At 42.3% G+C, this 17191-nt stretch carries 21 protein-coding genes; 18 read left to right on the top strand and 3 right to left on the bottom strand.

Annotated elements, in window-relative coordinates; genetic code table 11:
- Nucleotides 1-32 precede the first annotated feature (32 nt).
- Both WF803_RS02095 and WF803_RS02090 read left to right on the top strand, forming a co-directional pair.
- Entirely contained in the window at nucleotides 33-704 is a 672-nt protein-coding gene (locus WF803_RS02095) for an ABC transporter ATP-binding protein (RefSeq protein WP_489611479.1), read from the top strand.
- 295 nt (nucleotides 705-999) lie between these two features.
- On the top strand, nucleotides 1000-1710 hold the full coding sequence (locus WF803_RS02090) for a class A sortase (RefSeq protein WP_489611478.1): 711 nt from the start codon (nucleotides 1000-1002) through the stop codon (nucleotides 1708-1710).
- A 38-nt stretch (nucleotides 1711-1748) separates the two neighbouring features.
- On the opposite strand, the gene WF803_RS02085 is transcribed toward WF803_RS02090, so the two are convergent.
- Nucleotides 1749-2480 (bottom strand): hypothetical protein, encoded by a 732-nt coding sequence (locus WF803_RS02085; protein WP_489611477.1) that lies wholly within the window; start codon nucleotides 2478-2480, stop codon nucleotides 1749-1751.
- Nucleotides 2481-2593: 113 nt separating this feature from the next.
- On the opposite strand from WF803_RS02085, the gene WF803_RS02080 reads away from it, so the two are divergent.
- From WF803_RS02080 to WF803_RS02030, 11 genes are all read left to right on the top strand, one after another.
- Nucleotides 2594-4024, top strand: coding sequence for an ISLre2 family transposase (locus WF803_RS02080; protein ID WP_489610430.1), 1431 nt, complete (start codon nucleotides 2594-2596; stop codon nucleotides 4022-4024).
- Nucleotides 4025-4380: 356 nt separating this feature from the next.
- Nucleotides 4381-5169: a hypothetical protein gene (locus WF803_RS02075; protein WP_489611476.1), complete on the top strand. Its 789-nt coding sequence runs from the start codon at nucleotides 4381-4383 to the stop codon at nucleotides 5167-5169.
- 1 nt (nucleotide 5170) lies between these two features.
- Nucleotides 5171-6253, top strand: coding sequence for a D-alanine--D-alanine ligase (locus WF803_RS02070; protein WP_489611475.1), 1083 nt, complete (start codon nucleotides 5171-5173; stop codon nucleotides 6251-6253).
- 7 nt (nucleotides 6254-6260) lie between these two features.
- The gene (locus tag WF803_RS02065; protein ID WP_489611474.1) at nucleotides 6261-7691 is read left to right on the top strand and encodes a UDP-N-acetylmuramoyl-tripeptide--D-alanyl-D-alanine ligase; all 1431 of its coding nucleotides are present in this window, start codon (nucleotides 6261-6263) and stop codon (nucleotides 7689-7691) included.
- Nucleotides 7692-7734: 43 nt separating this feature from the next.
- Nucleotides 7735-9123, top strand: coding sequence for a DEAD/DEAH box helicase (locus WF803_RS02060; RefSeq protein WP_489611473.1), 1389 nt, complete (start codon nucleotides 7735-7737; stop codon nucleotides 9121-9123).
- On the top strand, nucleotides 9123-9476 hold the full coding sequence (gene acpS / locus WF803_RS02055; protein ID WP_489611472.1) for a holo-ACP synthase: 354 nt from the start codon (nucleotides 9123-9125) through the stop codon (nucleotides 9474-9476). Before WF803_RS02060 ends, acpS begins: the two co-directional genes overlap by 1 nt.
- Before the next feature lie 26 nt (nucleotides 9477-9502).
- A complete protein-coding gene (locus tag WF803_RS02050) occupies nucleotides 9503-9736 on the top strand; it encodes a hypothetical protein (protein WP_489611471.1) in 234 nt (77 codons plus the stop codon).
- 103 nt (nucleotides 9737-9839) lie between these two features.
- On the top strand, nucleotides 9840-10214 hold the full coding sequence (locus tag WF803_RS02045; RefSeq protein WP_489611470.1) for a hypothetical protein: 375 nt from the start codon (nucleotides 9840-9842) through the stop codon (nucleotides 10212-10214).
- A gap of 9 nt (nucleotides 10215-10223) precedes the next feature.
- On the top strand, nucleotides 10224-10460 hold the full coding sequence (locus WF803_RS02040; RefSeq protein ID WP_489611469.1) for a hypothetical protein: 237 nt from the start codon (nucleotides 10224-10226) through the stop codon (nucleotides 10458-10460).
- A gap of 145 nt (nucleotides 10461-10605) precedes the next feature.
- Nucleotides 10606-10761 (top strand): hypothetical protein, encoded by a 156-nt coding sequence (locus WF803_RS02035; protein WP_489611468.1) that lies wholly within the window; start codon nucleotides 10606-10608, stop codon nucleotides 10759-10761.
- Nucleotides 10762-11095: 334 nt separating this feature from the next.
- Nucleotides 11096-11596: a QueT transporter family protein gene (locus WF803_RS02030; protein WP_489611467.1), complete on the top strand. Its 501-nt coding sequence runs from the start codon at nucleotides 11096-11098 to the stop codon at nucleotides 11594-11596.
- Between the two features lie 430 nt (nucleotides 11597-12026).
- Here the strand turns inward: WF803_RS02030 and WF803_RS02025 are convergent, their stop codons facing one another.
- Nucleotides 12027-12605 carry a LuxR C-terminal-related transcriptional regulator gene (locus WF803_RS02025; protein WP_489611466.1) on the bottom strand — a complete coding sequence of 193 codons (579 nt, stop codon included), beginning with the start codon at nucleotides 12603-12605 and terminating at the stop codon, nucleotides 12027-12029.
- Nucleotides 12606-12797: 192 nt separating this feature from the next.
- Between WF803_RS02025 and WF803_RS02020 the strand changes: the two genes are divergently transcribed.
- The 5 genes from WF803_RS02020 to WF803_RS02000 all read left to right on the top strand — a co-directional run bounded on the left by WF803_RS02020 (nucleotide 12798) and on the right by WF803_RS02000 (nucleotide 16651).
- Nucleotides 12798-12968 carry a thioredoxin domain-containing protein gene (locus tag WF803_RS02020; protein WP_489611465.1) on the top strand — a complete coding sequence of 57 codons (171 nt, stop codon included), beginning with the start codon at nucleotides 12798-12800 and terminating at the stop codon, nucleotides 12966-12968.
- Nucleotides 12969-13349: 381 nt separating this feature from the next.
- Complete coding sequence (locus WF803_RS02015; RefSeq protein WP_489611464.1) at nucleotides 13350-14060, top strand: ATP-binding cassette domain-containing protein; 711 nt, start codon at nucleotides 13350-13352, stop codon at nucleotides 14058-14060.
- Nucleotides 14053-14316 carry a hypothetical protein gene (locus WF803_RS02010; protein WP_489611463.1) on the top strand — a complete coding sequence of 88 codons (264 nt, stop codon included), beginning with the start codon at nucleotides 14053-14055 and terminating at the stop codon, nucleotides 14314-14316. Before WF803_RS02015 ends, WF803_RS02010 begins: the two co-directional genes overlap by 8 nt.
- Nucleotides 14317-14372: 56 nt before the next feature.
- Nucleotides 14373-15803: an ISLre2 family transposase gene (locus WF803_RS02005; protein ID WP_489610582.1), complete on the top strand. Its 1431-nt coding sequence runs from the start codon at nucleotides 14373-14375 to the stop codon at nucleotides 15801-15803.
- Nucleotides 15804-16228: 425 nt separating this feature from the next.
- Nucleotides 16229-16651, top strand: coding sequence for a hypothetical protein (locus tag WF803_RS02000; RefSeq protein ID WP_489611462.1), 423 nt, complete (start codon nucleotides 16229-16231; stop codon nucleotides 16649-16651).
- 191 nt (nucleotides 16652-16842) lie between these two features.
- On the opposite strand, the gene WF803_RS01995 is transcribed toward WF803_RS02000, so the two are convergent.
- Nucleotides 16843-17076, bottom strand: a complete 234-nt coding sequence (locus tag WF803_RS01995; protein WP_489611461.1) for a DUF896 domain-containing protein — start codon at nucleotides 17074-17076, stop codon at nucleotides 16843-16845.
- Between the last annotated feature and the right edge of the window lie 115 nt (nucleotides 17077-17191).

Here is a 17191-nt window from a genome sequence, read left to right as displayed (position 1 = left end):
GTAGCAGGACCAAGGGTAAGGAGGACGAGGGCATGGCGGAGATATTACTGGAATGCCGAAATTTAGGGAAAACGTATGGTCAAAGGAAGATTCTAAGGGATGTCAATCTAACGATTATGCCCGGTGAACAATTAGCGATCACGGGTCCATCAGGATCAGGGAAATCGACGTTACTTAATATGCTTGGTCTGTTAGAAAATTCAACGAGCGGCCAAATCATTTACCGAGGAAGGCCTTATCCCAAGGCAGCTTCCCACCAGGCAACTTTGATGCGGCGTTGGCATATCAATTATATTTTTCAAGCCCTGGCTCTCCTACCGGAGGAATCGGTGCAGGCTAATTTAACGTTAGCCATGCATTACCAGCATGAAGCTAAGGACCAGCAGGAAAAAAGGATTAAAGCGGTGTTGAAGGCTTTAAAAATAGACCACTTGCAAGGGGAAAAGGTGCAAACTTTATCGGGGGGTGAGCAGCAGCGAGTTGCTATTGCCCGAGCCGTTTTGAAACCGGGTGAGCTGCTACTAGCCGATGAACCCACGGGCTCTTTGGATGCGGCCTTAGCAGAGGAAGTCTTCCATCTCTTGCTTAATTTAACCGCGGACTTTAAGAAAACGTTAGTGCTGGTGACCCATGATGAGCATTTAGCCAGGCAATGCCAACGAGAATTACATCTAACTGGCCAGGGGCAGCTATTGTGGAAGTGAAAAGTCTGGGTCTTTTTATGAGTCGAAAATAGCCGTCAATCCCAAGGACAACAAAGAAATATCCAAAGAAGAAAAGCTGTTCAATCAGCTTTTTTCTTCGAGAAGAATGACTTATTTTGTCGAAGCGCATTTGGAACAGTCTAAATCACTCAGTTTAATTTCTAGCCGCCTTTCGCCAGCTTTATTAAGCTTAGAAAGAAAGGATTTCCTTAAACATTTGTGAAAGTCATCTTTATGCCTTGTTTTTCAGCCCTATCTTTTGCATAATGAAGCAGTAATGAAGGAGGTGGCCATTTTGCGACAAAAATTTAGTCGAATTATCGGTATCATCATGATCCTAGCTGGTTTGTTTCTCGTTGGTCAGCATTTTTTGAGCGGTTATTTTGTCGGTCAAAACCAAGCTGAAGTTTCAGTGGCGGGTATGAGTGCCGCTGATTTGAAAAATAACCAGGGCAAGGAAGGCGAGTTTGACTACAATGCTGTCCGCAATGTCAGTGAAAAGGAAATTAGAGAATCGCGTGAGCGTATTGAAAAGGGCTTAGCCGGACTGAATGTGATTGGGGCTTTGGCCATGCCAGAAGCTGATATTAACGTGTCGATTATGAAAGGTTTATCGGAAGACGTTTTATTATCGGGTGCCGGAACTTTTTATCCTGACCAGGAAATGGGCAAAGGCAATTACCCGCTGGCCAGTCATAATATGAATACGGTGCGGCGGGGTTTACTGCTCTCCCCCATTCTTGATAAGGCCAAAATAGGGCAGAAAATTTATATGACGGACCTAGATAAGGTGTATATCTATGAAGTGGATATGGCAGAGGTGGTGGCGCCCACCCGGGTGGATTTAGTTTCCCCCGAGGCAGAGAAACCGACAGTCACCTTAATGACTTGTACTGCGGATGGCCAACATCGGATGATTGTGCAAGGTAAATTGCAGAAGACTATCCCCTTCAAGGAAGCCGATAAAAAAATACTTGATTATTTTGATATTGAAGCAGAGAAATAAGAAAAACCATCCAGCTCGCTGAAGCACTGGATGGTTTTTCAGTCGTTAAATTGGGCTTTAACTTGGGGATAATTTTCCGGTAGGGAAGGAGCAAAAAAATCTTCCTGGAACTGAAGAGCCTCTTTGGCGATGTTTCGCTGGCTTATATCAAGAGCAGAAGCGAAATATCCGAGCCAATGGAAGAGCCAGGTTTTATCGAAGTTTGCCTCGGCACGATTAAATAACTCTTGCAATTCTTCGGGCTGGGTAACAGTAAGGAAGGCAGCATTGAAGCGCTGATAACTCGCTTGACTAGCTACCATGTCGAGAGGTGCACCCGGTTGCAGGGCTTGCCAGAAGCTTGCAAAGGAGTGAGCTACTTCCTGCCATTGGTCACATTCAACATCCAAATAGCGGACGCTAGGCTGTCTAAAATGTTTTTGATAGTCAAGAAAGAGCACCCGTTTTTTATCTTCCATTAAAATAATACTTTCTTTTGGCAGGAGTGGTCGGTAATGGAAAGAATTTTGCTGGGCCAAGCTGGGAAGTAAGTAAGCTTTAGTGACGGGTTTGGGTCTTAAGCCAGCCAGGTAAGGGACATAAAAGCCGTCTAAAGCATCGCTAGTGGGTTCAGTGGTGGGGCAGAAATTCTTCTGCAGGTAGCCACCGTTACTCAGGGCGAGAATTTGATGAAGCTCTCGGGGTAAATCAGCCACCGCAATGGAGCCATAAAGTAGGCTTTTCGGTAGGTAAGTCGGATATTGTGTTTGAAAAGGTAAGGATTTTAACATGCTTTAGCCTCCCTGCCCAATATACTTAATGTCATTTTTCTTGTCAAGTTGGCTTAGTGTAAAATTATGCTCGGTAAGACTTGAAAAATAAAAAAAGGACATCTATCTTTAAGTTGATCAAAAAAAAGAAAGAAGATGTCCTCATGAATGATATTATCACAGATATTCTAAAAAAGACGGAAAATTGCTCATCTTTAGGTGACTTTGAAGATCTTGTTTATCCGATATTAAGCAATTTTTGCTGTGAATGTCTTGCAGCGGTTTTCACTCAACTTGATCAGCAATTAATTCAAAGATACCAAGCCGAAGGCTGGAAAATTGCTCGCTATGAACCACGCACACTATGTTTTATGTTTGGTGCCGTCACTTTTAGACGCTGTCGGATGAAAAAAGAAGGTCACTCTAGCTTTCTTCCCCTAGATTTGTGTTTAGGCCTAGAAGCAAGAAGTCATCTTTCTTCTCAGGTCAAAGAAAAAATTGCCCAGCTTTGTACGAAGCAAACTTTTCGTGCGACTGCAGAAGCCTTCAATGCTTTAATGCCTTTTAGTATTTCGCATCAGACCGCACATCATATTGTTCAAGAAATTGGGCAAAAAATTTTAAGCTTTGAGAATAAAAAAGCAGAAGAGAAGGAACTGGCTTACTCTCAAAAACGATCCGTTCCTTTTCTGTACATTGAAGGGGATGGGGTTTTAATCACTAAGAAGAAGAAAAAAGGGAAAAGGACAAAACATCTTCAACTACACCGTGTGACTCTCTATGAAGGCGTCGATCGATCCACTTCGCGGCATCAACTTATTCAAGCTCATTATTTTTCTTCTGTTCAATCTAGTGCAGCCCTTCGAGAAAAAGTTAGCCGATTTCTTAACTCCTACTATGATTTACATCAAACGATTGTGATTTCTAATTCGGATGGTGGCAGTGGTTATACGGAGGAAGATTTTAACGAGATGATTGGGGTATGCCTTCGGCATGAACATTTCTGCGATAAATTTCATGTCATTCAAAAAATCAGAACGCGCCTATTTTTTGATCATAAAATACGTCAATTCGTCATTAAAAAAGTGAAAGCTTATGATTTTGAAGGGATTCAAGTTGCTTTGGAGACATGTGAAAGTCGCTGGCAACATCAACAGGAATTTTTGGCTGAAATTGAAGCTCTAAGAGCTTATCTTCAACGGAATTGGTTACTCATTAAACCAGCAGAGCAGCGAGGCTTACCGAACCATTTTTCCGGTGGCGTTTGTGAAGCAGGCCATCGGCTTTATACTTATCGCATGAAAAAGCAAGGACGAAATTGGACCCGTCAAGGCGCAGCAGCGATGGCTGCTATGATCACCGCTCAATCTAATCATTGTTTTGAAGAAGCTGTTCGATCAGATATTGAAGCTAATACAAGCCCATTTATACCCGAATATCCAGGGCTTGTTAGGGCAATACTATGTCACAGGCCGCAACAAAGTTCTTGTGGTGCCCATCAGGGCACGATTCCAAGTGAAGTGTCAAGCAGTATGGTCGGGAAATTATACCATACATTTTGTTAGCTACTTCGCCAAAAGACACGGAGTGCGTGCTAAAGACCTGCGTTAGCAGTGTTAGCAGGCCGTCCGTATATCTGGCTCTCGGAGTGCTGATAGGGTGAGCGTAGCGAGGCCTATCCAACGACATAGAGCCAGAATAGGACGGTCAGGCGTAAGCTTCTATGAAGCGTAAGCCGGTGCCACTGCTTTTCAACGCAGCGTCCTTTAGCACAAAAACGAAGTGACTTTTGAATAATTAGATACGAGATAGAGTTCTTGACGCTTGACCGAGCATTGCTTGACACTAACTCAAGTTGGCCGTGTATTGCGCACCTCGCTTTTTTTTGCTAGAATTGATACACGTGAAATGAGGTGACATCTTGCTTGATAACTATTTGTATGTATTTGTTGATCGGGTTTCCCATCATACGATAACTCGAGGCGTGGGCTTGCGTTATTTTAGTCAAGCAATTAAAAAAATGCCGCAAAATATTCTTTTGCTGGCAGGGAGTCACCCGCTGGCCCAGCGTGACGAGTATACGCGTTTTTTCACTATTCGGGGCGCGGAAGCCGTGCGTGAATTTATCCAGCAGCAGGAGGAGGAAGAGCATTTCCCAAAGAAGTGGGTCGATTTTACCTCCTATGAGCTCCTGCAGCAACTCAGTGATGGTGAGATCGCGGAGTTGCTGTATTTGGCGCATATGCAGCGGCACTTACATGCCCCATTTTTCTATAAGTTACAAAATCGCTATGTGGTTTTACCCCTTGGGCGGCAGATGGATAAAATATACTATCATGATATTAATGAGTTTTACTTGCAACTGTCGAAGCTCCTAGTCGATTGCGGTAGTAAGGCTAATATGAATTTAACCCAGCAAGTCTTTTCTTGGCTTCGACCCAAAGAGCGGACGCTCCAATTAGTCGGACCCAATTTAGAGGTGATGAAAGCTTTGGAGCCTTTACTGCAAGAGGGCTTAATTTTTGATTTGACAGACTTTGATATTTGGGATTCTGATTCAAAGATTACTCTTTATTTAGCGGAAGATGATTGGGAACGTGTTGTTAACCAGCCCATTGCTCGTGTTCCCTTAGGCACTCTCAGCTACAATAAAATATCTCACGATTGGAAGCTGAATACAGAGCCTTTTGAGCGAATTTATGGAGGTTAATATGGAAGTTGTTTTACTGTATGGCGGCAAAAGTGCTGAACATGAGATTTCAGTTTTAACCGCCAAGGATATTATGGCTAACTTAGATTACGAGGAGTATGACTTACAGCCGGTCTATATTACCCGTGAAGGGGAATGGCGGGCCGCTCCTAAAATTACTGGAGCGCCCCTAGCTAATGAGATGAATTTCTACTTAGAATCAGCAGAGGAAGCGAGCTTTCACCAGGAGCCCGAAAAGTCTCTAGGTGTCGTGGTCAAGCCTTGTGATGTGCTCAACGAGAACACGATTGCTTTCCCGGCCTTGCACGGGCCCAATGGGGAGGACGGTACCATTCAAGGCTTATTTGAAAGCTTGCAAGTCCCTTATGCCGGCGCAGGTGTTTTAGCTAGTGCCGCTGGCATGGATAAAATTGTTTCCAAGCAGCTCTTCCTGCAGGCGCAAATTCCCCAAGTGCCCTTTGTGCATTTAACCCGTGAGCAATATGAAGAGGAACAAAGCGTAATTTTAGCTCAAATTGAAGGGAAATTAATTTACCCGTTGTTCATTAAACCAGCTAATATGGGCTCTAGCATTGGGATCTCCAAAGCTAATAATCGCGAGGAGATGCTGTCAGGCTTGAAGGAAGCCTTTCGCTATGACACACGCTTGATTGTTGAACAAGGTGTGGAAGCCCGAGAAATTGAAGTGGGTGTCATTGGGAACCACAAGCCGGAAGTATCCGTCATCGGGGAACTGATTAAGGCAGAAGGCTTCTATGATTACGAGGAAAAATACATTAACAATAAAACCCAAATGGCGATTCCGGCAGATTTACCCGAGGAGTTAAGTAAGCAAATTCAAACTTATGCCAAGGAAGCCTATTTAGCCATTGCGGGCAATGGCTTAACGCGTTGTGATTTCTTCCTGACTCACAATGATAATGTTTACATTAATGAAGTGAATACCATGCCGGGTTTTACGGAGTTTAGCATGTTTCCCCAACTCTGGCAGGCTAGTGGACTCAGTTATCGAGACATGCTATCGAAGCTATTACGTCTAGGGATGGAACGCTTTGAGAGCAAGCGTCAATTAGAAAATAAATGAGGTCAAAATGAAAGCTTTAAGTATTGAAAAAATTGCCGAAGCGGTCGGGGCGACTGATGTTTTCGGGCCTGCGACACCGGAAGTGACTAGTGTGGTTTTCGACTCGCGCTTAGCCCAGCCAGGTAGCCTTTTTGTGCCTTTACAAGGACAGCTGGATGGCCACCAATTTGCGAAAGCTGCCCAAGAGAAGGGCGCCATTGCTACTTTCTGGATGCGTGATAAAGCAGAAATTCCTGAAGGCTTGAGTGCGATTATCGTCTCTGATACTCTCAAAGCCTTGCAAGATCTCGCCAAAGCTTATCTTGCCCTCATCCAGCCCAAAGTGGTTGCCATCACCGGGAGCGCCGGAAAAACGACAACCAAAGATATGACCGCAGCGGCTTTGAGTGCGGGCTTTTCCGTGCATAAAACAGGCGGGAATTACAATAATGAAATTGGCTTGCCTATTATGGTTTTATCCATGCCGGAGGAAACGGAAGTTTTGGTTTTAGAAATGGGCATGAGTGAGCCAGGTGAGATCGAACTATTAAGCCGCCTCGCAGAACCGGACATTGCGGTGATTACCATGATCGGGGAGAGCCACTTGGCTAATTTTGGCTCCCGTGAGAAGATTGCAGCGGCGAAGTTAGAGATCCTCACGGGCTTAAAAGCCCAGGGGACCTTCATCTATCCAGGCAATGAACCGCTTTTGAGCCAGGCGGTGGCCCAAGCCGATTTTAATTGCATTAGCGTGGGCTTAGAGGAAACGGACAATATTTATGCTTTCGACTGTGAATCGGATCAATACTCCGCTAGCTTTAATACCAATTTATCCCCAGCGACCCGCCTTAGTATACCGGTAACGGGACCCTATAATATCAGCAATGCTCTCAATGCTTGTGCTGTAGCTTATTCCCTAGGCCTTTCGGTTGAACAGATTGCGGAACCCTTAAGTCATTTTGAGATGACGAGCAACCGTTTAGCCTGGGTGACAGGACCGCACGGGAGTATGATTTTAGATGATACGTATAATGCTAATCCCCAAGCGATGACGGCAGTACTCCGTCATTTTACCAGCTTGCCTAGAGCGGGAGAAGATCATGAAGGTCGAAAACTTTATGTTTTAGGGGATATGTTAGAATTAGGAGAAGCGAGCTGGGATCGCCATGCCGCCTTGTCAAACGATATCGACTTAGCCCCTGAAGATCAGATTCTTCTCTTTGGGGAGGAGATGGCAGCCTTAGATCAAGCACTAGCAGCTGATTCTAAAATTCAACCGGGTCAAGTTCATTACTTCAAAACACGTGAGCGTTTAGCTTTAAAGCAATGGCTCTTGGCCAATATTGATACTACCGATCAAGTACTTGTCAAGGGCAGTCATGGCATGAATTTACTGGATCTTGTCCATGCCTTAGCCGAAGCGGGCCAAGAGGACACTGAAACGGATACGACAGAATAAAATAAAAGCCTGCCCGTGCGGCAGGTTTTTTTGAAAGGACATTATGGAGAATTTTGCAACTTTACTTGCTGGTCATGAAGCTTTGGTGAAAAATTGCCAGCATTTAGGCTTTCAAAAGCCCACGGCTATTCAAGCAAAGGTGCTGCCTGAGGCCTTGGCTGGCCAAGATATTTTAGCCCAAGCGCCGACGGGAACGGGGAAGACTTTGGCCTTTGCCTTGCCCTTACTCTTGACCCTCAAACCGGACGGGGGAACGATGCAGGCTTTAGTTTTGGTGCCCACGCGTGAATTAGCCCAGCAGATTACCCAAGATTTGGAGGACCTTAAGCCAGGCACCGGCCTGGATGTGATTTCTGTTTACGGAGGCCAAGCTATTCGCCGCCAGCGCTGGCAATTAAAAAGCCCCCGAGCGATTGTCGTGGGGACACCGGGACGGGTCTTGGATTTACTGGAGCGGGGTTTACTACCCCAAAATAATTTGAAAAAACTGATTCTTGATGAGGCTGATGAACTTCTCGACATGGGTTTTATGGAAGAACTGCAAGCCATTCGGCGTCTTTTGCCTAGGAAACGCCAGACGTTACTTTTTTCCGCCACTTGGCCGCGCCTCATGCAACAATTAGCCACGACTTTCTTAAGGGAACCCAAGCATATTAAAACAACGGAAGGCACGGTTACGGCTAGTAATTTGCTGCACTTCTTTACTTTAACGCAGGAAGAGGAAAAATATACCACACTCATTCGCTTTATAGCTGTGGAGCGACCGCGCTTGGCTTTGATATTTTGTCGAACCAAGCAACGGGTGGATGCCCTTGGCCGTTTATTAATGGAGGCGGGCTATGCGGCTGAAGCCTTACATGGAGATCTTAGTCAAAGCAAACGCCAGCTCCTCCTCCAACAGTTTCGGCAGAGAAAAATTACTCTCTTAGTGGCTACGGATGTGGCCGCTCGCGGCTTAGATATTCCGGAAGTGAGCCATGTGATTAATTATGATATTCCTGAACAAGCAGAAAGCTATGTACATCGGGTGGGACGGACAGCAAGGGCTGGCGCTTCTGGCTGTGCTCTGACCTTTGTTGGCCCAGGGGACCAGCCCCAATTAACAGCTATTGAACAATTTAGTCATATTTGTTTGACTCCTTTGAAGCCAAAATCTGAGCGGGAAGCCTTTAATGGAGAAATGCAACGTATTATCCACAAAGCTGAGAGTTTGGCGCAAAAAACATCCGATCATAATCGTTATCAAACGGCAGTAAAACAGCTGACAGCCAAGTTTAGTGCTGATGATTTAGCTTATCTGCTCCTAAAAAGTCAGGAGAAGGCTTTAGATGTGCGCTCGATTCGTCTTAGTCGCATCAGTAGGCCCAAGAAATTTAAGAAGCCATATCAAGCTCGGAAAAAAGGAAAACAGCGGCGAAGGAGGCAACATTAATGCTTAAGGGCATTGGAACTGATTTAGTAGAAATTGAGCGCATTAAGCAAGCAGTCAATCATCAGCCACGTTTCCCCCAGTCAGTTTTGACAGCTCGGGAAATGGATCTGTGGCAGCGGATGACTAGTGAGAAGCGGCGGCTAGAATTTTTAGCTGGTCGGTGGGCAGCTAAGGAAGCTTTTGCCAAGGCTTTAGGGACAGGGCTTGTTGGCGAAGTACAATTTACAGCGATTGAGATTCTGCCTGGAAAATCAGGGCAGCCCCAGATCACCAAAACTCCTTATGAAGGAGAATGCTACGTCTCTATTACGCATACGGATCACTATGCCCAAGCTATGGTAGTTTTAAGTTAGTCATTATTTCCGCTAGCCATCAAGATGTGATAGAATTAGGGAAGAAGATAGCGGAACACTTCGATGTCACCAAGCATTTAGGCGATCAGGAAAAGATGAGTGAAATGGTGAGTCATTTCCGCGAGGTTGGCGGGCAGGTCACTTTTGCCAAATATTCTAATGCTAACAATAAAAAGCTACTAGCCAATGCCTTTGCTCACTATCCTAAGGCTTGGGCGGAGTATTTAGGTAACCGTCAGGTGGCTCACCCGCAAGTTTGATCGTGGTTATTTTGCCCCTGGGGCACTAACACCATCCGCTCGATATTATGACACCCGCTTAGCAGACTTCCAATATGGCTATGTATCCATTGCGATGGAGGGCATGAGAAAAACAACGCCTTATCACGAGATCGGCCATCTGGTTCAGTGGGCAAACCCTGAGGTGGTGCGGATTGAAAAGGAATGGGTGGATCGCCGCACTCAAAACGACGAGTATGTGACCATGGATCAGGCAATTGGGACTAAAAAACCAATGTATGATCGTAACGAAGTGACGAAACCAGACGCTTTTGTCAGTCCCTATGTGGGCAAATATTACGACAACTTTACTGAGGTACTCAGCACGGGCTTAGAGGGCTTGTTTGTTGATGAAAGGTATTTTAAGAAATATGATCGCCATGGGAAAAAGGTTTGGAGCACTTTAGACGAAGACCCTGAGATGTTGCATTTGACACTAGGTCTATTGGTGAAAGGTTAGGGGAAACAGATGAAAACAAAAACATTTGATGAGGGCCTTGAAGCTTACTACCAAGCGGTGGAGGATTATCAAGAAAAATTTGGTCCCTATTCTTTAGATTATACAGTCCCTGTTGTTAATCCTTTAGCGACAGAACCTGAACTTTGGTTTAAGGCCGCCAAGAAATTACGTCAGCGAATCGACAACAACGATCCTTTATCGCAAGAGGTTGGTGATCCTGAAGTCAGGAGACAAGTTATTTATTAATTTTTTTCGTTTTTAAAAAAGTCGTTTTAGGACGGCTTTTTTTGTTTGTCCAAAGCACTCAAGACGTAAAAAGGTGTTGTCTTTTTCGATTGGCGGCGTAACCGCTAAATTTTCGATTAGCAGCGTAACTGCGGAGGTAAAGCACATGTCAGAAGAAAAAAAACAAACCGAAGAAAAAGGCCGGACTTTCACCCGCGACGATGTGGCCAAGATGATCAATGCGGAACGTGACAAATGGGAGACGGCGCAAAAAGAGAAGGAAAACAAGGGCAAGCGGAGATCAGGACAAAAAAGCCTGTAGCTTGGCCTTCACGCAGGCTCTCGCCATTTTGACGACAAAGGTTTAATAAAGCGCAATTTGTGCGATCGTGAAGGATAAAATCAGCCTAGTTTACATTTCTTTTCCTCTAAGCGCCTCAGCACGTGGATTAAACTACTGATCCCACAAGAGACATTGGAATGAGTCACACCCTAAAGGAGATATATTCAACGATCTACACCATAGATGGAAACGATATGAAAGCTCTGTATTTGCTGGTGGACTCAGAGATGCTGTAGTCTTTCTTAGTGAATCATGCTATACTAGCTTTGTTGTTCGTAACCTGCCAACATTAAAAAACTAAAGGAGTTTTACCATGAGAGGAAAAAATGTTCGTTCGCTCGTCACCAATGCTCTGGTGGCGGCAATTTATGTTGCTATTTTCTATTTACTGCCGGAATTTGCTTACGGCCCCCTGCAGTTTCGCTTATCTGAGGGACTTAACCACTTGAACATTTATCACCCTAAATATAAATGGGGAGTGATCGCTGGAGTGTTCATATCCAACCTCTATGGCTTTGCGAATGGTTTAGGCTGGTATGACCTCGTTTTCGGAACTTTGCATACCGCTCTCAGTTTCTTTATTTGCGATTGGCTCTTCCGCCAAATTAAGGAAGAGAAATTCCGCTATTTAACGACTATTTTAGTTTTCTCCGTGATGATCTTTATCGTGGCTTTGGAATTAAAAATGGCCTTTGATCTTCCTTTCTGGGCGACTTATTTCACCACTTTCATCAGTGAAGTCTTTATCTTAAGCTTAACCGCTCCAGTGATGGCCTTCATTAACCGTCGTGTGAAGTTTGCCAAACAAATTTAAGGTAGAGTCATAGGATAATAAGTCTAAAAATAGAAAAAATTATTCGTTTTAATATAATCTGGTGATGGCAATTAGCTATCGCCTTTTTCTATGCTCTCGTTGACCCCCTAAATGGACCATGAGTCAGAGTAGATTAATGCTTAAAGTTGAAGATAAATAAAAAGGTCATTATGCTGAAATCGGTGAATATACAACTGATGAATGCTTGCTTCGATCTCTCTAGTTTTTTGTTTTTTTTTGACTTATTAGCTAGGAATACTTCCGCTTGAATTTTTAACAGCTAAATAAATGTGTGGATAGGAGAGCGGAGACTCATAGAATTTAATAATATTAAAGCTTTGCCGAGAGTGTGTATTAATCTCTCCATACAGTAAGAGGAAATTAGCTATCACAGATTTGCTTAAGAATAAACTTGGCTAATAAGGGGAAACTAGCAGTAGATTAAACCTTGTTGAATGCAGTAGACAATGGCGGCAAGCGTTGATTTGACAGCAAGTTTTTGGCGAATGTTTTGCAAATGATAACAGAGAGCTCGTTTACTAATGAATAGTTGGTTAGCAGCCTCACGCTGGTTGCCAGTATGTATTAAAGCCTCGATAACTGCCTTTTCTCTTCTAGTGAGATGAGGATGTAGGGAGCTGCTTCTGAGGTTCGTGTATCCTTCCCTAAATTTTTTGATCTTTTCGATAAAATGCGGTAAAGGTAACGTGCGTGATATAAAACCTTTAGCACCAATTTTATGGGCACGTAAATGATGGAGGTCGTGCTGTTTGTCACTAAAAAATATGATGCTCTGTTTAGGTTTAAATGACAGAATATCTTTTGCAATTAAGAAAGCGTCTTCGTTATTAAACATATCGAGTAGGATTAATTGGGGATCCTGCCTTTCGACTTCGTCGTAAAGACGCGCTGCCGTACTGCAATAAAATAAATTGATATTTTCTTTTGCTAAAAGTACTTGTAAGCAGGAAGCGACGAGTTCATTATGATCGAAAAGCAAAATATTCATTTTATCCTACTTTCTAGTTTTAAAGTAAAAGCATAATGAGATATAAAGTTAAAATTATTTTAAGAAATCTAAGGGATAAAGTCAAGCTAAAAGAGGAACTTTGCACTAATTACTAGGGAAATAATTAAAATTTTGTACTATATTGAATATGAGCAGTATCTACCGGTAATGTTACTGTAATATTTTATCGGAATGGATACTTGTCCCGCATGTCGTGACATTAAGCCGGTATTGATGCAAGAAAATAAGAAACATCAAGAAAGAATTGTGTATTTCGATGTGAACCTAATAAAAAATCAGAAGGAAGTACAAAAATTAGATATTGATCAGGTGGCTGCATTTATTTTCTTTAATGAAGGTTAGACTTATATTAGAGATGATATTAGTGTAGAAAATATAGCAGACTTGTATGATAAATCCTCTGTAAAGAAAAATAATTTAAGAGAGTAGCTATTGAATATAAGAACTATACATCAAATATTTTTTAGTGAGTCACCCTATTAATTTAATTTGAGAGGGAAAATTTCTTCTTTACTTAATCAGACCGTATGATTCTATATTCATGAAAACTATTAAACGTTCTGTGGTGTCTTATCTTAATAAGGATATAACTTTAAATTTATTTAATTTCTAAAAGCTTTGGGAGTGAAAAATAAAAAGGGATTTGGTTAACTTGTTATCACTGAAAAATTGTTTTTATTCCTTTATTTTGATAATGAAAACAGACTGGGGGAAAAGAAAAAGATGAATGATATTGTTGCTTTGGAAGCAATAAGTAAATATTATGGGGGGCAGGCGGCTCTAAAAAATATTTCCTTAGCATTTAAAGAAGGGGAAATTCATGGTGTTATTGGTCCGAATGGTTCTGGGAAGACAACCTTACTTAAATTGTTAACTCATTTGGCAACACCTAGCGAAGGGAGAATTATTGAAAAACAAAATATTTTACAAGGATCTCTTCTTGAACATCCCGGTTTATTTACTTATTTGACAGCCGCTGATAATTTAAAGTTAAAAATGCTAGCTTTGGGCTTACCAACTTCTCCTTCTGGGGTAGAAAGTTTATTGGACAAGGTTGATTTACGGGAAGTGGAAAATAAGAAAGTTAAGCATTACTCACTAGGTATGCGACAGCGTCTAGGCTTGGCAATGGCTCTAGTGGGGGATCCTGATATTCTATTTTTAGATGAGCCGATTAATGGCTTAGATCCTACTGGGATTATTGAGATTCGATCTTTATTGCAAGCTTTAAATCAAAAAGAAGGAAAAACAGTTATCATATCAAGTCATTTGTTGAATGAATTAGAGAAACTCGCTACTTATTTTACTTTTCTTAATCAGGGCGAGCTGCTCTATCATGAGCCTAAAGCAGTTCTGCAACACGATCTTCAAGCAGCGAATAATGACATCGAAGTCTTTTATGCGCAAATGAGTCGGGGAGGGTCCAATGTTTAACTACTATAAAATGGAATTGTATCGTTTCTTAAAAACTAAAAGTTATTGGCTGTTAACGTTAGCTCTGTTTTTAATAGTAGGGATTAGTGCCTTTACAGTAATACCAGAAGATATTGATATTTCTTCAGCAATTGATGGCGTAAAGGTTGTAACGAACCAAATTGATTTGTCTAATACTTTGTTGGTAAAGACAAGAATAGATGAACTAGTTCTCATTTTTTCAGGTAATTTGATACAAATGTTTACCGCAACTTAGTGTAAAATTATGCTCGGTAAGACTTGAAAAATAAAAAAAGGACATCTATCTTTAAGTTGATCAAAAAAAAGAAAGAAGATGTCCTCATGAATGATATTATCACAGATATTCTAAAAAAGACGGAAAATTGCTCATCTTTAGGTGACTTTGAAGATCTTGTTTATCCGATATTAAGCAATTTTTGCTGTGAATGTCTTGCAGCGGTTTTCACTCAACTTGATCAGCAATTAATTCAAAGATACCAAGCCGAAGGCTGGAAAATTGCTCGCTATGAACCACGCACACTATGTTTTATGTTTGGTGCCGTCACTTTTAGACGCTGTCGGATGAAAAAAGAAGGTCACTCTAGCTTTCTTCCCCTAGATTTGTGTTTAGGACTAGAAGCAAGAAGTCATCTTTCTTCTCAGGTCAAAGAAAAAATTGCCCAGCTTTGTACGAAGCAAACTTTTCGTGCGACTGCAGAAGCCTTCAATGCTTTAATGCCTTTTAGTATTTCGCATCAGACCGCACATCATATTGTTCAAGAAATTGGGCAAAAAATTTTAAGCTTTGAGAATAAAAAAGCAGAAGAGAAGGAACTGGCTTACTCTCAAAAACGATCCGTTCCTTTTCTGTACATTGAAGGGGATGGGGTTTTAATCACTAAGAAGAAGAAAAAAGGGAAAAGGACAAAACATCTTCAACTACACCGTGTGACTCTCTATGAAGGCGTCGATCGATCCACTTCGCGGCATCAACTTATTCAAGCTCATTATTTTTCTTCTGTTCAATCTAGTGCAGCCCTTCGAGAAAAAGTTAGCCGATTTCTTAACTCCTACTATGATTTACATCAAACGATTGTGATTTCTAATTCGGATGGTGGCAGTGGTTATACGGAGGAAGATTTTAACGAGATGATTGGGGTATGCCTTCGGCATGAACATTTCTGCGATAAATTTCATGTCATTCAAAAAATCAGAACGCGCCTATTTTTTGATCATAAAATACGTCAATTGGTCATTAAAAAAGTGAAGGCTTATGATTTCGAAGGAGTTCAAGTTACTTTGGAGACCTGTGAAAGTCGCTGGCACCATCATCAGGAGTTTTTGGCTGAAATTGAAGCTCTAAGAGCTTATCTTCAAAGGAATTGGTTACTCATTAAACCAGCAGAGCAGCGAGGCTTACCAAACCATTTTTCCGGTGGCGTTTGTGAAGCAGGCCATCGGCTTTATACTTATCGCATGAAAAAGCAAGGACGAAATTGGACCCGTCAAGGCGCAGCAGCAATGGCTGCCATTATCACCGCTCAATCTAATCATTGTTTTGAAGAAGCTGTTCGATCAGATATTGAAGCTAATACAAGCCCATTTATACCCGAATATCCAGGGATTGTTAGGGCAATACTATGTCACAGGCCGCAACAAAGTTCTTGTGGTGCCCATCAGGGCACGATTCCAAGTGAAGTGTCAAGCAGTATGGTCGGGAAATTATACCATACATTTTGTTAGCTGCTTCGCCAAAAGACACGGAGTGCGTGCTAAAGACCTGCGTTAGCAGTGTTAGCAGGCCGTCCGTATATCTGGCTCTCGGAGTGCCGATAGGGTGAGCGTAGCGAGGCCTATCCAACGACATAGAGCCAGAATAGGACGGTCAGGCGTAAGCTTCTATGAAGCGTAAGCCGGTGCCACTGCTTTTCAACGCAGCGTCCTTTAGCACAAAAACGAAGTGACTTTTGAATAATTAGATACGAGATAGAGTTCTTTATGATTGACCGAGCATTGCTTGACACTAACTTACCGCAATTGTTTCTTGCCTCTTTTGTGGTGCATTGGTACAATATCGTTTTGAAAAAAATGTGATTTTTAATTCACAAAGTCGATTTTATATTCTGGGAGCCGACTTTTGTGTGGGGGCGATTTATAGCTTTTTAGTTATGGCAGGACTTGTTTGCCTTGATGGCGGAGTAAAATTATTGGTGAATCCGGTATTCCAGCAATTGCCAGTGGGGAATGTATTGCTCTTTCTCCGATTTTTTGTCATTTTCTTCTTATATATTATGGTGCTATGGGCGGCGGTTGCTTTATTTATCCAACTGCTCAACCATCAACTTATTGGTATAGTGCTTTGTTTGATTTACTTCAGTGGTATTCCTTATGGTATGGCCAATTATTTGCTGGGCTCGCTTGGCCTTCACCAAAAGGTTGAACCCTTTCTCCCCTTAGGGCGGACGCTACTTTTGGCGACGCAATATCAGACTTTCAATTTTTGGCATTGGGCTTTATATGGAATTGTAGCGCTTGCTCTTATTTTTGCTTGCCATTTGTGGCTGGTCAACCATCAGGATATTCAAGTCTAGTTTGTTTCTTCCGAGCCTTGCTCACAAAATTTTAATGAAAAGCCTTCCTTTTCAAATCAAAACATGGTATAATTATTTTGAAGCAATCGGAAACGGTTGCATCACCCTTTCATTTTTTGTTTTTTTCTGGCCACTCCTGTCAGGCGGGAGTGGTCTTTATTTTAAAAAGCCCACTTTTCGGTGGGCAAAGTTTAATTTTTATTTTGTTGACGCTGCTTTTTGGCGTCTTTTAATTTTTTGGGGGTGACATCCTGGCCTTTGGGATCGACGACCTTTGTATTTAAGAGAGTTTGACGAAATTGTTCCCGAAAGGCTTTTAAATAGGTGGCGCGTAATTTCTTCTGCTCGGCTTTTTCTTCTTTATTAAGCCCCTCATCTTTTTCCTTGCGGGCTAAGGCATTAATGCGCTCCAATAAGGTATCCATAGTAACCTCCTAACTATTTTTTCTTTTTAATTTTATCTCGTATTTTTAATATAGTGGATTGGCCTATAACATGCAAGGCTAGTGCTATTGGAAATTGTTTTCAAAACTTGTTCGT

This window comes from Aerococcus sp. BD502, from assembly GCF_057919555.1.
The sequence above is the reverse complement of the archived record's forward strand: the minus strand, read 5'-3'. Positions and strand labels throughout refer to the sequence as shown.